This window comes from Arcicella rosea, from assembly GCF_040543805.1.
In the GTDB taxonomy this organism is placed as follows: domain Bacteria; phylum Bacteroidota; class Bacteroidia; order Cytophagales; family Spirosomataceae; genus Arcicella; species Arcicella rosea.
The window spans coordinates 15,912-32,573 of sequence record NZ_JBEUMS010000005.1; the positions used below are offsets into that span (position 1 = coordinate 15,912).

Annotated in this window: 7 protein-coding genes; all 7 read right to left on the reverse strand. The window is 35.5% G+C overall.

The annotated features are described in order from the left end of the window. Positions 1 to 100: 100 nt before the first annotated feature. The 7 genes from ABID42_RS07850 to ABID42_RS07880 all read right to left on the reverse strand — a co-directional run bounded on the left by ABID42_RS07850 (position 101) and on the right by ABID42_RS07880 (position 16,188). Complete coding sequence (locus ABID42_RS07850; protein ID WP_367283165.1) at positions 101 to 1,807, reverse strand: RagB/SusD family nutrient uptake outer membrane protein; 1,707 nt, start codon at positions 1,805 to 1,807, stop codon at positions 101 to 103. Between the two features lie 113 nt (positions 1,808 to 1,920). Continuing rightward, on the reverse strand, positions 1,921 to 5,061 hold the full coding sequence (locus ABID42_RS07855; RefSeq protein ID WP_367283166.1) for a SusC/RagA family TonB-linked outer membrane protein: 3,141 nt from the start codon (positions 5,059 to 5,061) through the stop codon (positions 1,921 to 1,923). A gap of 29 nt (positions 5,062 to 5,090) precedes the next feature. Then, positions 5,091 to 5,999 (reverse strand): carbohydrate kinase family protein, encoded by a 909-nt coding sequence (locus ABID42_RS07860; RefSeq protein WP_367283167.1) that lies wholly within the window; start codon positions 5,997 to 5,999, stop codon positions 5,091 to 5,093. 34 nt (positions 6,000 to 6,033) lie between these two features. Further along, on the reverse strand, positions 6,034 to 7,377 hold the full coding sequence (locus tag ABID42_RS07865) for a sugar porter family MFS transporter (RefSeq protein ID WP_323698113.1): 1,344 nt from the start codon (positions 7,375 to 7,377) through the stop codon (positions 6,034 to 6,036). Between the two features lie 171 nt (positions 7,378 to 7,548). After that, positions 7,549 to 10,245, reverse strand: coding sequence for a substrate-binding domain-containing protein (locus ABID42_RS07870; RefSeq protein ID WP_367283168.1), 2,697 nt, complete (start codon positions 10,243 to 10,245; stop codon positions 7,549 to 7,551). A 253-nt stretch (positions 10,246 to 10,498) separates the two neighbouring features. Beyond that, complete coding sequence (locus ABID42_RS07875; RefSeq protein ID WP_367283169.1) at positions 10,499 to 12,085, reverse strand: glycoside hydrolase family 32 protein; 1,587 nt, start codon at positions 12,083 to 12,085, stop codon at positions 10,499 to 10,501. Positions 12,086 to 12,354: 269 nt separating this feature from the next. After that, positions 12,355 to 16,188, reverse strand: a complete 3,834-nt coding sequence (locus ABID42_RS07880) for a PAS domain S-box protein (protein WP_367283170.1) — start codon at positions 16,186 to 16,188, stop codon at positions 12,355 to 12,357. Positions 16,189 to 16,662: the final 474 nt, after the last annotated feature.

The window sequence follows — 16,662 nt, forward strand, 5'->3', positions numbered from 1 at the left end:
TTACTCGTGTTTAACTAGTTTAGACTTTCCTTAAAACAAGAAAAAAGATAGTCCTTACGAGACTATCTTTTTTGCAATAATAACCCAATTTATTCAAATATTAATACCCAGGATTTTGTTTATACAAACCGTTGGTAAAAGTAATTTCAGCTTGCGGAATCGGTAAATATTCATCTCTTCCTGCGGTGAATTTTGCCGTTGTCAAGTAAGTCCTTTTCGTTTTTTCTACATTGATGTAGGCATTCAACGTTGGTTCTGCAATGCCCCAACGTACTAAATCAAAGAAACGAGCACCTTCTGTAGCAAATTCTAAACGACGCTCCCATTGCAAAGCTTTACGAGCAAAATCTTGTGTCCAACCTGTTGCTGAATACTGTTTTACATTATACTTTGATGCAAAAGTGCCATCTGCTTTTTTCAATCTACCAGTACTTTCTGAAGCTCTTTTTCTGATTTGATTGATGATAGGCAAGGCTTTATCCTGCTGTCCTAATTCAATATACGCTTCTGCCTGAATCAATAAAATATCGTCATAACGAAGAATATCATAGTTTTTGGCAGTTCCCATAAATGGCCCTAATTTGAAATATGAACCACTTGTTGCCAATTGTTGGAAACGCATCGAGTGGAAATTTCCATAAACACCCGCATCACGCACCCAACTATTGCTGAAAGGTTTTGTATTATCGTACTTATATGGATGTCCGTCGATACCAACTGTATGGTCAAGACGTGGGTCAACCGTTGCACTTGTTAAATCTACATTTCCAGTATTAAAAGTATCGAATTTTGGTAAGCCATTTTCATCCGTTGCATGTGCATTTACCAAGTTTTGGCTTGGTGCATGGAAACCACAACAGCCATATTGTGGCGCCCCGTGTGGGTAATTTAAACCATCTTCAAAACTCAAACGACCAGCAGTTGTTCCATCATTAATCGTGAACTGAATGGCAAAAATTGATTCTGGTCCATTTTCAGTTTCTGGCACAAAATTGTCGGCAATGTCGTTACTCAAACTGTATTTTCCTGATGAAATTACCGCTTGCGTTAAATTTACTACTTCTTGCAATCTCGTTTTATTGATAGTCGTTACTTTATGATTATTGTCTTGCTCATAAGCTTGATACAATTTTAATTTCGCCAAATAAGCTTGCGCTGCTACTTTGTTTGCTCTACCAATTTCAGCTTGATTCGCTGGTAAATTATCGACTGCAAATTGAAAATCAGCCGCAATTTTATTCCAAGACTCATCATTACTCAACGTATTTGACACTTTTAAAATGTCTGCTTCCGTAGCTGTTTCATCAAAAATTGGAATGTTTTTGTACAAAAGTTTCATCGTGAAGTAACTGTGCGCTCTTAAGAAACGTAATTCTGCCAAACGAATCTTTTTATTTGGATAACTCGTTTCAGAAAGTGTATTCACCGCACGCAAAGCTACATTACATCTTGAAATTGACTTAAAAAGGTTTTGCCAAGTACGTGTTACAAACGAACCCATTGTTGGAGTAACCAAGTTATAATGCTCTAAAGCATCAATTTCGCCAACGTCGCCCGTTCCACCGCCACCTTTGTAGGCATCGTCTGAACGAACACTTCCATAAACCCAATTGCTATAGATTGGACCAATCATGTCGCCATTACCAATTGCCGCATAAGCAGAAGTAACCAAGCCATCAATGGCTGTTGGAGAAGTTAAATCTGAGGATGATAACACACCCGTTGGCGTGTATTCAAGGGCATCTTTACAAGCATTCAAAGAAAGTAAGCCTGTAACTAATATGAGGGAAAATATCTTCTTTTTCATTTTTTGAATCTGAGTTTGAATGATTAGCATTGAGCTGTGAGCAATAAGCTTTGAGTAATGACTTGTATATTAGATGCCAGAAAGCTCATAGCTCATAACTTAAGGCTTATAGCCTAGAATGACGCATTTACACCAAATGTGAATGTTTGTGGAATTGGTACTGGACCAAGGTCTATGCGTTCTGGGTCTGGACTTTGGTAGCTACTACTTTTAATCCAGAATAAGTTTTCAGCCATTACAAATAAACGAAGTCTTGAGAAAACCGTTTTTGTTGGAAGCGTATAACCCAATTGGATATTACGTAATTTGAAGTAAGAAGTATTTACCATGAAGTAATCAGAAGTACGTCCTTCGTTGTTGTTGTCCTTCAAAGTCAAAGCTGGAACAGTTGTGTTGGTATTTTGAGGTGTCCAACCATTGAATACTCCCGGACCAACGTTTTCTCTGCCTTTCATCAAGTTGTTGAACAAAGTATAAACATCAAAACCTGTTCTACCTGCTACTCCAGAGCCAAAAATGGCGATGTCAAAGTTTTTGTAAGAAGCATCTATTCTTAAACCATATTCAAGCGTTGGAAGTGTAGTTCCAATCCAAGTTCTGTCTAAGTCGTCAATTTTTCCATCGCTGTTAATATCTACGTAACGAATTCTACCCGGACCAGCTCCTACTTGTGTTGGTGCTGCATCTACTTCAGCTTGCGATTGGAAAAGTCCGTTTGTTTTATATCCAAAAATATCAAATTGCGAATGTCCGATAATAGTATTTACCAAGTTTCCTGCATAAGCTGGACGAACATTTTCAGGTAAATCAGTGATTTTATCTCTGAAATGTGCAAAGTTTGCCGTTACATTATACTTCAATCCATTTTCAATTTCTCCGTGGTAACCCAATACAAATTCCCAACCTTTGTTAGATTTTGATGCACCGTTTACAGCTTTCGACTGTCCTTCACCTAAAGCAGAAGCAACTGGAGGTGTAATTAAAATACCTGATGTTTTACGAGAGAAATAATCGAATGAACCAGAAATTTTATTGTTCAAGAAAGCAAAGTCAATACCTGCGTTGATTTCTTCTGTACTTTCCCATTTCAAAGCAGAGTTCGCTGCTTGTGTTTGTACAAAACCAGAAGGCAAAGTACCTGTATTAGCACCCGACAAAGAGTATGCCGTTCCGATATTCATATACTGCTCCCAGAAACCGCCAGATAATTGTGCTTGCGTAGTTCCATATCTTGTATCAAACAAACCAAAACGAGCCAAATCTCCAATTTGTTGGTTACCCACACGCCCTACTCCTACTCTTGCTTTTAGTTCAGAAAACAATTTGCTACTTCTCATGAAATTCTCTTGGTCAAGTCTCCAACCAAACGATGCCGCAGGGAAAATACCATATCGGTTATCAGTACCAAAACGAGACGAACCGTCACGGCGAATCGTTAATGCTAACAAATACTTATCTTCTAAATTATAATCTACACGACCAAACTGTGAAAATAAACGATGACCCGTAGAACCGCCAGAAACAGTTGTATTACCAGTACCAGCATTCAAGGTAAAGTAATCTTCTGTTTGTAAAGCATAACCTTCTTTTTTAGTAGCTTGGAAATCTAAATCTGTTTTGATGTATTCTGTTCCTACCAAAAATTTGAAGTGATGGTCAGTATTCAAATCCCAGTTATAACGCAAAGTATTCGACCAAGTAGTACTGATAAAATGGTTTTGGTCGAAAAGTAAACTATTCGTAGTACGGTTGAAAGCTCCTTCCGAGAACGTTGGCGTAATTACTTTGTTCAAATATCTTGAATCGTCTGCACCAATATTACTTTTGAAAAACAAGTTTTTAATCGGTTGAACTTCAATGAAAATATTTCCGAAAGTACTCAAACGATTGGCATTGTTCCATTTTGCGATGTCTTGCATGTGCAATGGGTTATTTCTGTCCGAATATCCACCACCAGAAGCACCCGCATAAGTAACGCCATCTTTTTGATAAACTGGAATCGTTGGTACTAATGTAACTGCCAAACCTGTTGTACTAGCACCACCCAAATCGGTTGAAGTTAAGGTTTCGTTAGAATTAGCGATACGCAAACTAAGACCAATTTTTAATTTATCATCAAAAGCACGAGTAATGGCGTTGATACTTCCATTAATACGGTCATAATTGGTGAATTTCAACATACCCGTGTTTTTCAATTGACCAAAGTTCACTTCAATTGAAGATGCCTTATTTCCTGTTGAAATCGTAAAGTCATTTCTAGTAACAATGCCTGTTTTATACATTACATCTTGCCAATCTGTATCGCCAGCAGGAGTATTTGGGTCGCCACCAACGAATGGTTTTACCGAAACACCATTTAAAATTGGATTAGTAAAGCTTTTATTCCAGTCGAAATTATAGATTTCACCATAACCAGCTGCAGGGTCTTGTCCATCGTTTACCGAAGCTTGCCAAAGTGCTCTACCTCTGTCAACTGCATTCAACATTTTAAAACGCATCGCTTTTTCAGACTGAACAGAAACGCTGCTGTTGAATTGAAATTCAACTTTTCCGTTGGTATTTCCGCCATTTTTCGTCGTAACGATAATTACACCATTAGAAGCACGAGCACCATAAATTGATTCGGCAGAAGCATCTTTCAATACTTGTACTGATTCAATGTTGGTAGGACTGATGTTTTGGAATACTTCTGGACGAGTAGTAGGAATTCCGTCGATGATATAAAGCGGGTCATTATTTCCTAAAGTATTCGCTCCACGAATTAAGATTCGGCTATTTGAACCATTTGGTGAACCGTCTTTTTCAATGTACAAACCAGCCACACGACCTTGCAAAGACTGCATCGGGTTACCTGAGCTGATATTTTTTAACGGTTTCATATCCACTACGGCTACTGCTCCTGTTAAATCTTGCTTTTTAGAAGAAGTATAACCTACTACTACAACTTCGCTCAATTCCTTCCCAGCAGTAAGTGCAATAACAATATTGCTAAGTCCTTTAATGGAAACTTCTTTGCTGTTGTAACCTACATAAGAGACTGATAATGACGTTGCACTTTCAGGTACTGTTAAGGTAAAAGTACCTTCTGCATTACTTGTGACACCCTTTGATGTTCCTGTTACGAGTACGTTTGCCCCAATAAGGACTTCGTTCGATTCGGCTGCGATTACTTTTCCCGTTATTGTTCTTTGCTGAGCAAAGGCAAAGTGGGTAGTAATAAACAGCATGGTGATGCTGAGTAAATAGTTTTTCATGTTGAAATTGTTTAATTAAAAAGGTTATTTTATATGTTAGAAAAAGAGTTTAAGTGCGCTTCAATCATTGTTTTTACTTCGCTTTCATTAATGTTGGGAGTAGCACCTTGATAAGTAGCCACCAACGAACCCATAGCACAGGCGAATTGTAAGCTTTCTGTAGGACTATTGTTGGCTAATAAATTCTTGAGCAAACCTGCTAAAAAGGCATCTCCGCTACCTATTGTATCTTTTACAGTTACCGGAAAGCCTTCGTTTAGATAAAAAATACCATCTTTCAACAAAATTGCACCGTCGGCTCCAAGTGTCACACAAAGTATTTGAATGTCAAATCGTTTGGCGATTGCCTGCATGGCAATTTCTAATTCAGTAGATTCTTTGCACCAAGTAGCAATTTGAATGAGTTCTTGCTCATTCATTTTCACCATATTGGCTATTTCTAAATAAGAAAAAACGAGTTCTGGTGTGTAAAATGGCGTTCTGAGATTCACATCAAATACTTTGAATTTAGCTTTTGACAAAAGAGTATTCAAGGTTTGAGCCGTTTGTTCACTGCGAGCAGATAAACTCCCAAAAATGAATACATCTGAATTTTCAACAGCTTCAATTAAACTATCTTCTACTTGGATATAATCCCAAGCAACAGGATGTACAATTTTATACGTTACCTCATTTTCATCACTTACATTGGCTTTTACAACACCTGTCAAGTGGGTTTTTCCATGTTGAACAAGCTCGGTTGACAAACCTTTTTCAGTGATAAATTGTATCAATTCTTCCCCTAGTTCATCATCGCCAACACGGCTAATTACGCTTGGGTTAAGTCCTAAATTTTTTAGTTGAACTGCTACATTCATGGGCGCTCCACCCGCTTGTTTGCCCGTGGGAAGCACATCCCAAAGCATTTCGCCAAAGCAAATGATAGTTGGATTGGTCATTCTTTCAATTGTTTTAAGGTTAAGGTTTTCTTACTTAATGAAGCACTACTGCTCTTTCCATGCCTTCCAAAGAAGTTCCTTTGGTTTCAGGCATTACTTTCCAGACGAATAATAATTGTAAAATCATCATCGAAGCGAAGAAAGTAAAAGTGATTCCACCTCCAAAAGTTTCTGCGATATAAGGAAAGGTAAAAGTGATGATAGCGGCTAAAATCCAGTGCGTGAAACTACCCAATGCTTGTCCATAAGCACGTACTTCGTTCGGGAAAATTTCTGAGATAAATACCCAAATAACAGCCCCTTGCGAGAAACCAAAAAAGGCAATAAAGATGAATAGATAGAAAGAAACATTGATGCCGATATTGCCACTAAAAAATGCCTGAGCAACCAAAACAAGCGAAGTAATTAATCCTAAAGAACCCCAAAACATCAATACTTTTCTACCAAATTTATCAATCAATGAAATTCCTACAAGTGTTGAAACAAGATTGATTAAACCAATTCCAGCCGATGATAAAAGCGCTGAATCTTTTCCTAAACCTGCCATTTCAAAAATACGTGGCGCAAAGTAAATAATGGCGTTGATTCCTGATACTTGGTTGAATACTGCGAACAATACCGCCAACATAACGGGCTTGCTATACGCTGGCTTGAATAAATTGGTAAAGCTATTTGAAGAATGACCTTTTGCCTGATTTTGAATGGCTTCGATAATGTCTTCAGCGGTGTCGGCATCAATGGTAGCTAAAATTTTTCTGGCGGTATCCACTGCTCCTTTTTTCAAAATTAGCCATCTTGGACTTTCAGGAATGACTAAAACCGTCACTAAAAACAGTACTGATGGAAATGCTTGTACACCCAACATCCAACGCCAAGCGTTTTCGCCAATATCAACCAACAAGTAATTTGAAAGATAAGCAATCAAAATTCCGAATACTACATTGAATTGGAACATGGCTACCAAACGACCTCTTTTGTGTGCAGGTGCAATTTCTGAAATATACATAGGTGCTACCACCGAAGAAACCCCAACACCTAATCCGCCAAGAAATCTAAATACTAAAAATATACTCCAGTTGGGTGCATAAGCCGTTCCTAATGAAGAAAGTAAATACAAAATAGCAACTAATAATAAGGTTGTTCTTCTTCCGTATTTTTCGGCTGGAATTCCACCGATTAAAGAACCTAAAACTGTTCCTATTAAAGCGATTGAAACCGTTACGCCGTGTTCAACAACGCTTAGATTCCATAATTTTTGAAGCGTTTGCTCTACGCCTGAAATTACTGCGGTGTCGAATCCGAAGAGAAATCCTCCTAAAGCTGCGGATAATGCCCACAAGAATATTTTAATATTTTGATTCATGTTAACTTTTGGTATAAGTTTTTTGATGAACCAAAATTAGTACTTAGGATAACGAAGAGCTGTCAGTATTCTTTCAAAGAGTATTTAATTTGATACATTGTTTTAAATACCTGATAATCAACAATTTAAATATATTTAAAATAATTAAATCATTAAATTTGATACAGCATTTTAATAAATGTTACATCAAGAATTTCGCCATTCTGATGGCGTTTGATTGGTTTTTTGTTTAAAGAAAGTAGTGAAATAACTTGGGTTGTTAAAGCCTGTTTCGTAAGCTACTTCGGCAATAGTTTTATCGGTTTCTTTTAATAATGCTTTAGCTTTTAACAATTTAAAATCTGCTATATAATCAGTTACATTTTTATTTGTCAAAGCAGAAATTTTGCGGAATAATTGTACTCTCGACATTCCCAATTCTTTACTTAATTTCTCTACTGATAAAGAGCTATCGTTCAGATTTTTTTCAATAAGTAATTCAAATTCTACTAAAAATTTACGTTCTGTTTTTTGAATTTGACTAGGATTGGTGATTTCGCTAGAAAAACGGCGACGCATTCTATCTCGGTTTTCTAAAAGTCCTTTGATTTTTTCTTCTAATAATTGCTGATTAAACGGTTTTGAAATATAAGCGTCTGCTCCAGCTTTTGCTCCTTCAATTTGGCTTTCCATTTGTCCTTTGGCGGTCAGTAAAATCACAGGAATATGCGAAGTACGGAAATCATTTTTGATTTTTTGGGTCAACGAAAATCCATCCATTTCTGGCAACATCACATCACTAATGATTAAATCTGGAATATTATTCAGGATTTCTTCCCAGCCTTTTTCTGCACTTTCTACGGGAACAGTATTATAAGCGATTCTTAACTTTTGGGTCAAAAATTGGTTTAAATCTTGATTATCTTCAATCAACACAATCGTATTATCATGAACTACAGAATTATTTGTGAGCATCGGCGTGATGGGCTCAACGCTTTCACGCAAATAAGCATTTTCTTTAACCGACTCTTTTTCAATACTTTGGCATTCAACATAAGGCAAAATGATTTTAAACGTTGTTCCTTTCCCTTTTTCAGATTCTACTTCTATATCTCCTTGATGAAGCGAAACGAATTCACGAGAAAGTGCCAAACCCAAACCTGTTCCCAAAGAAATATTCTGATTTCCACGATAAAATAAATCGAAAGCTCGCTCTTTTTCTTCTTTACTCATCCCGATGCCATTATCCGAAATCAAAATCTCTATTTTCTCAATATTTTTTAAGAGCGACACGTGAATTAAACCACCAACTGGCGTGTATTTAAAGGCATTTGAAATAATATTGAAGAGTACTTTGTCCAATTTTTCAGCATCGAAACCGAATGGCATTTGCGCAAATGGACAAATAAATTGTAAGTCGATATGTTGTGTTTTAGCTTTTACATTAAAATCGGAAACGATGTCTTTCACAAAAGCTACCAAATCTTGTTGACTTACTTCCAATTCCATTTTGCCTGCATCAACTTTTCTTAATTCTAGCAGTTGATCAACCAAGCGGAGTAATCTGTTGGCATTTTTATAAATTAATTGAAGTGCATTTTTGGTTTCTTTTGCATCCACAGATTTACGATGCAAAATATCTTCCGTAGGCGTTAAAATCAAACTCAAAGGCGTGCGAAATTCGTGTGAGATATAAGAGTAAAAGCGTAATTTATCTTCTGTAGCTTGTCGGGCAAGTTGCGAAATTCGTTCAATTTCATCTTTTTGTTCCAAAATTGCACGATTTTGGTTGGCTAAAACTTGATTCGATTTCTGTTTTTCTCGTAAAAGATAGAATAAAATTCCCCCTAGAGAAATAACCACCAGCAAGAAAATAACGGTTAAATAAAGTGTATTTTGTTGGGTTGAAAAGATACGAGTTAGCTCTTTTATTTTACTAGCTTGTCGTTTAATGTCGTCTTGTTGCTCTTTTATTTTTTGGTATTGAGCCAACATAATGCCTACATTTTCTGCATTGATGATGGTCGTAAATAATTGATTTTCCTTTTCAAAAGGTTGTTTATTCAAAATTTTAACCGCCGTTTTGATGGCTTCTTCACCACCAGTAGGATATAAAATAGTTGCAGAAATAATGCCTTTCCTCACCAAATCAATGCCTTGATTTGCACCATACAAACCATCAACACCAATGATTTTTTTGTTCAAACCCAAGCTTTTACATACGTTTGCGATGGCGTGAGCTAATCTATCATTATGCGCATAAATCAAATCAACTTTAGGATGCTGACTTAGAAAAGCCCGAATTTCTTCTTGAAAATACTGTGGTTGTCTCGCTGAAAAGAGCGATTTCACCAATTTTAATTGAGGATTCTTATTGATTATTTTCAGAAAACCTTGGTGTCTGTCTATCGTAGGAGACGTTTTTGCGCCTTCGCCTACTTCAAAAATTGTTCCTTGTCCTTTCAGGATGATGTTTGCGTAAATCCCAGCATTTTGTCCGATGAGTTTGTTATCTGCACCAACAAAAGCCGTATATTTTTCAGAAGTAGTTTTACGATCAACGATAACCACAGGAATACCTGCATCGAATGCTTTTTCAATAATAGCCGTCAGTGGTTTGGCTTCATTGGGTGTAACGATAATTAAATCTACTTTATCATCAATAAACTGCTGAATCTGAGCGATTTGTTTAGTACTATTACTGTTTGCATTGGCGATAGTCATCCCGATATTATTATGGAAAGCCAATTCACTTTCCATTCCTTCTACCATTGTTTTACGCCAATTATCGTTCATTGTACATTGAGCAAAACCAATTTGAAAGGTCTTTTTTTCGGACTTATTACAAGCGTACAACATCAAGATGATCGATAGTGCTACAAATATTTGATAGATTTTTCTCATCTGTTTTCTGTTATAAAATGGTATAAATTTTTGAGTTTTGTTTCAATGAAAATGCTAAAATACGAAAGCTTTATAAACAAGAAAAAGATAAACTACTGGGTTTTAATCCAGTAGTTTATCTAAGTATTCTATATAAATATAAAATAAACGAAGTTATTCTATGAATTAAAGTGATATATACCTGTATTTTTATATTCATCACTCACAATTCACAACTCTTAACTTATTAGTTGTACGCAACATTAATGGAATCTTACTTCCAACTACTTTTCAAATTCCAGACTTTGAAGGCCTTTACTTTGAAAGTTTTTTCAGAAGTATTGATTTTCATTTTTGTGTAATCTTCATTCGGAAAGAAAATATCGGTAATTACTGTTTCGCCATTATCTGCAAATAACTCAGCTGATGATACGTCGAAATAAACGTGTAATTTGATAGTTTTGTCACTCGCTAATCTTGGTGCAAGATGTACTTTTTGAGCAAAAGTATCAGAAAAATCTATTTTCCCAGATTTGGTTCTATCGCTAAAGAAAGTATTATTTTCACTATCATAACCAATGATATATTTTTCACCTTTACTGTTTGAGAGTTCTACTTCCACCTTCCCTTTTTGTGGTTTCTCAAAAGATAGTTCCAATTCAGATAAAGTAGGCTTAAAGTTCAATTTCGAAGTAACATCTAGCGAACCTGCAATGTTTAAATTACTTAATTGTAGCGCTTTTTTAGCAGGATTTCTCAAGCCTTGAAGTTCTTTAACAGGAGTAACGGCAACTCTGTAGCCTTGGCTAGTTGATTTTAAACTTAATACTCTTGGAAGTGTAGCGGCACTTCTCCATACTCCAGTTGGAACAATATTAGCATATTGCCAGTTACTCATCCAACCGATTAAAATTCTTCTACCATCAGCTTTTGGAATATCCGACCAAGTTACGCCCGCATAATTATCTCTGCCATAATCCAACCAAAGTCCGTTGCCATTTTTTACAAAAGGTTTAAGGGCTTCGTCAAGAATAAAAGTTTTTCCATCAAAATCACCCACGAAGTATTGTGTTCCTGAACCACCGTTTGGTCCACCCGGATTAATGTTTACAATTAAAACCCATTTGGTAACATTACCATCTTTTAACGGAAACATATCTGCACATTCCCAAACGCCACCGTGATTACCCCATTCTTTTCCAAAACTTCCTGTATTTTCCCAATCTTTCAAGTTTTTAGAAACCCAAAATTCATGATGATCTTGCACAGCAAGCGACATTACCCATTGATTATGGGCTTCATCCCAAATTACTTTTGGGTCTCTAAAATCACGTGTTCCTGTATTTTTAACAACTGGGTTTCCTGTGAATTTTGTCCAAGTGCGTCCTTTATCGTTACTATAAGCAATTCCCTGACTTTCGAAATCATTTTTTCCAGCTTTTTCCCCTTCCATATTATGATAAGTAAAAATAGCTACTAGTGGCGGTTGATTATTGATACCAAAACCACTTGTATTTTTCCAGTCAACCACGGCACTTCCTGAAAAAATATAGCCTAAAGTATCAGGATAAAGTGCAATGGGTAGGTTTTCCCAGTGTGTTAAGTTTTTACTAACAGCATGTCCCCAGTGCATGGGTCCCCAAACGGTTTTATCAGGATAATGTTGATAGAATAAATGATACTCCCCTTCATAAAAAAACATTCCGTTGGGGTCGTTCATCCAACCTTTAGCAGGTGAAAAATGGAATTGAGGTCTGTGTTGTTTTTGGTATAATTTTGATGTTTCATGATGCTGTCCAAAGCCTTCTGTTGTCAAAAACAAAACGAAGACTATGCAAAGCAAGCTTATGTGTTTAGCCATTTTAATGTAAATCATTTTTTCATCATTTAAATAGTGAGTGAATGCCAAAGTTGACCTTTGTGCTTTTCTATGATTCAAAATTACTGGTAGATATTTTTTAAATGATGTATTAATCTTTCCAAAAATTCCAATTTTGATACAAAAATCAACTAGCTCAATATCAACAAATTAGCTATTCATCAAAACATTAAACTATTAAATATGTTACCAAAATTCAATTCATGTTACATCCATAAACCTCTTGCCTTTTATTCCATACATTTTGCAGCTTAACAAGCTTTTGTTTTAGCATCATAAGGGAAGGTTAAGGTGAAAGAAGTGCCTTTCCCTTCGGTACTTATAAATGAAATTTGTCCGCCTAAAATATTGGTAAATTCTTTGGTAATGGTTAACCCCAAGCCTGTTCCTTCGATTTGTAATACATTATTCGCCCTGAAAAACAGTTCAAATAAATGCTCCTGATCAGCCACAGGAATCCCAATTCCATAATCGGTAATGATAAGGTTGAAAGTATCTTGAGCAAAAACTAATTCTAAACTTGGGTTTTTAGCATTTGGTGAATACTTAAAAGCATTATTCACCAAATTACTGATGATATGGTTCAAGAATGAAGTATTAGAAGTAATCAATCTGTGTTTTTCTGGCAATATTAAATCTAAACTTCTACCGTCTTTTCGGTCGATATAATATTGATTATTTACATGATGAATCAATTGGATAATATCAATGGATTCAACATTGTACTCTTCGTGATTCACGCTAGTTTTTTCCAATAATAAAATATCTCTCAACATTTCTGTAAGACGATTCGACTGAAACACGATTTTGCTTAAATGTTGTTTCGTTTTTTCTTTAAGCGTTTCATTTTCAATCATGTTTACATAAATATCCAGAATATCAATACTACTTACAATGGTCGCAATGGGTGTTCTGAATTCATGAGAAGCAAGTGCTGTGAAACGATTTTTAAGGATGTTCATTTCACGTTCTTTCTCCAACGATAACTCTAATTTTTTAAGTTGTTTCTGAGCTTCTTCTGCTAATTTTATTTCGGTAATATCTCTTTCAATGGAAATCCAATGAGTAAACCAACCCGTTTCGTCTGCCACTGGAATTACGGTGAAATTTATCCAGAATTCCTCTCCATTTTTCTTATAATTGATGGTGGTAATTTCACAAGGTTCCCATTTACGCAAAGACTTACTTAAACGAGCTAATTCTGCTCTATCAGATTTTGGACCTTGTAAAATACGAGGTGTTTTTCCGATTACTTCTTCAGAAGTATAGCCAGTCATGCTGGTAAAGGCTTCGTTTACATACAAAATTCTTGGTCCGGGTTCATCAAAAGGTTCAGCTTCAGTAATCATTACTGCATCATTTGTATTTACCACCACAGACTCTAACAATTTCAATTGGCGTTCTCTTTCCTTTTGTAAAGTAATATCCTGTATCGCACCTACCATTCTAATGCCTTTTCCTTGCTCATTTCTGATGAGGAATCCCTTATCAATCACATGCGCATATTTGCCATCAGCTCTTTGAAAGCGGTATTCATCGTACCAATTATTTCCAGTACCTTCAATAGAAAGGTTGATACTTTTAATGACTCTCTCTTTATCATCAGGATGTAAGTAGCAAGTCCAAGAGTCTAAAATAGTTGTAGGAGATTCATGTTCATGACCAAACATATTGCGGTATCCTTCTCCCCAAAGAATAATATTATTTTCTAAATCCCAATCCCATATAGCATCAGAAGTTGCTTTAGAAGCAAATTGGTATCTTTCATTACTTTCAATAACAGATTTTTGAGCTTCCACTTTATCTGTAACATCTACCACAGTAGAAATCATCAGGTTTTGCTCGTAAATCGGAATATTTTTGGCGTTTACAATGCGTTTTTCACCCGTTTTAGTAGTGATGGTTATTCCTTCCCAACTCATTCTACTCTTATCTCCACTTAAAATATCCGTCATAATGCGTTCGCTTATTTCTTTTCTATAAGCTTCATCAGGATATATTTTTTCAAAGAAAGTAGTAATATCTAAAATATCTTCATTTGTCCAGCCATAAATTTCACTAAACTTTTTGTTCATCAAAGTGGCTGTTCCTTCATCTATTTTATTTACTGCAATACCAATCGGCAAGTTTTCTAAAGCAGTTTCAATAAACTTATTTCTTTCTTTTAATGCGATTTGACTATTTTGATATTCGGTAATATCCTGTACCGTTCCTTCTAAAAAGAGTGGATTACCATCTTCATCTCTGATAATTTTCCCGATTTCATAAATCCATTTACTCGAACCATCTGGCAAAATAATACGGTACTGTATGTCAAGGTCTTTTTCTCCTTTCAACGCAGTGGCTTGTTGCTCGATATAATGCTCTCTGTCTTCTGCTTGTAAAGTAAGTAAGAACGACTCGTTATTAACCTTAAATGATTGTTTTGAAAGTCCCCAAATAACATATACTTCGTCTGACCAATACAGACTTTGCTCTTTGATATTTACTTGCCAGTAACCTAATTTAGCAATATTAGTGGCTGCACGCAGTTTTATTTCATTATCTCTTAATTCTTGTAAAACGTTCTCTTTTTCAGTAACATCATTTATTTGTACTAAAACTACTCGTCTTCCTTGATAGTCCATTAAACGTCCCAAGCCTTCAACTTTTATGAGTTCCCCATTTTTAGTCTGATGAATTCTTGTTTTCTTGTAAAGTCTCTTATAGCTTTCTTCGCTATATATGACCTCAAACATCTCTGGAATTTCAGACATTGGTCTTAAATCTAAGATGGTTAATGCCAAAAATTCTTCACGAGTATAACCATATTTGGTATGGGCTACTTCATTGCAATCCACAATCTCAAGAGTTTTGAAATCCCAAATAAACATTGGAGCAGGATTGTTTTCAAAAAGATGTTTGTATTGTTTTACCAATTCTACCAACGCTAATTCATTGGCTTTTTTTTCAGTTGCGTCTTTAGCAACGCTGTAATAAAGTTGGTCTATTTCGTCCCAAGTACTCGACCAAGTAATTGGCACTGTCCAACCTTCTTTATGAATATATCTGTTCTGGAAATTTGTTGTTTCTACACCACTTTTTATGATATTTTCTCTTTCTATTGTTCGATTGCAATCTTCTGGGTGTACATAATTGATAAAATGTTTTCCTATCAATTCTTCAGGTTTATAGCCTAAAATTTTGAAAGAAGCATCACTTACTTGTATGAATCGTCCTTCTATATCAATGGTACAAATCATATCCAAAGACGATTGCATGACTTTATGAAGCTTCTCTTTTGTTTTTTGAAGCGCAATCTGTTGAAGTTTTTCATCGGTAATATCTTGAAAAACGCCAAACAATTTTATGGCATTACCCTCTTGATCTTTAACTAAGCTTCCTCTCGAAATAATGTGTTTGATTGTCTGGTCTTCAAGAAGAAATCTTTTTTCAACCCTGTACTCCTTCCCCGTTTGCATGGCACTTTCCATTGCTGCAATAGCCATTGATCTATCTTCTGGATGAATTACGCCCAAACCTCTTTCAAAATTTACTTCAAAAGCTTTTGGCTCATAACCACAAATTCGATAGACTCCGTCTGACCAATGTAGTTTATTCGTTTTAAAATCTAACTCCCAAGTACCAAATTTTGAAATGACTTCAGCTTTATTCAGTAGCTCAGTGTTTTTGCTAATGATTTCATTCGCCTGTTCTAATTGTTGTTTCTGCAAAACACGTTCACTAACATCCACTAGCGTTTGCATAACGAATTGTACTTGTTCGCCTTCCAAAATAGGAGTATGTGTTATTTCCCAATATTGGTCTTCTTTGTTTAACACTGCCGTTGGCGAAACAGAAATTGTATGAGGTATTTTCTGTTGAACCACTTTTGCTAAAGAAAGCCTAAGTGATGAGCGTATTTCAGCTTGTGTTCCTTGTATCTCAAAAATGCTTTTTCCGATTAAATCAACATTATCTAAAGCGCACATTTTTAAATAAGCATCATTAATATCGATGATTTTAAAGTCTTTTTCATCCATTGATAATAGTAAGCATGGCGAAGGAAGAACTTTAAAAATGTTGTTTGGAAATGCTAGATTCATAATGATGAAATGTTAAATAATCTAATAAAGTAGTTAGGATTTGTATTTTATGAGCTAGCTCATTTATTCAATATTGATGGAAATCTCGCTTTAAAAGCACTTTAATGCCAAATGTACGTGATTGTTTCGTAAAATCTTAATGGAAAAATGGCTAACAGTATTTCCATCAAAAAGGTATTTCAAAGGGAAATTACAGAAACAAATCTTCATTAAGTTAAATAAATAATTGAAATTATCTATTTTGTGTCATTTTGAATATAATATGAAACATATCACCAAAGTATTTGTTCATCGTTTTTTAAACTTTACGCAAATTTGATAGCACATTTTTCTTAGAAAATGCCCGTCTTTTTTCCATGAGATTTTAGCTTTATTATTCCTCACTGGTTGATTCTTTTTTGAGATTTTTTATTGACAAAAGGGTATTTCTCAGCTGAAAGATAATCAAGGGCTAATAAGGATTTATCAACTATT

Excerpts from the sequence above, each read along its gene's own strand:
- ABID42_RS07850 (WP_367283165.1), bottom strand. The coding sequence starts at position 1,807 with ATGAAAAAGAAGATATTTTCCCTCATATTAGTTACAGGCTTACTTTCT.
- ABID42_RS07855 (WP_367283166.1), bottom strand. The coding sequence starts at position 5,061 with ATGAAAAACTATTTACTCAGCATCACCATGCTGTTTATTACTACCCAC.
- ABID42_RS07860 (WP_367283167.1), bottom strand. The coding sequence starts at position 5,999 with ATGACCAATCCAACTATCATTTGCTTTGGCGAAATGCTTTGGGATGTG.
- ABID42_RS07870 (WP_367283168.1), bottom strand. The coding sequence starts at position 10,245 with ATGAGAAAAATCTATCAAATATTTGTAGCACTATCGATCATCTTGATG.
- ABID42_RS07875 (WP_367283169.1), bottom strand. The coding sequence starts at position 12,085 with ATGGCTAAACACATAAGCTTGCTTTGCATAGTCTTCGTTTTGTTTTTG.
- ABID42_RS07880 (WP_367283170.1), bottom strand. The coding sequence starts at position 16,188 with ATGAATCTAGCATTTCCAAACAACATTTTTAAAGTTCTTCCTTCGCCA.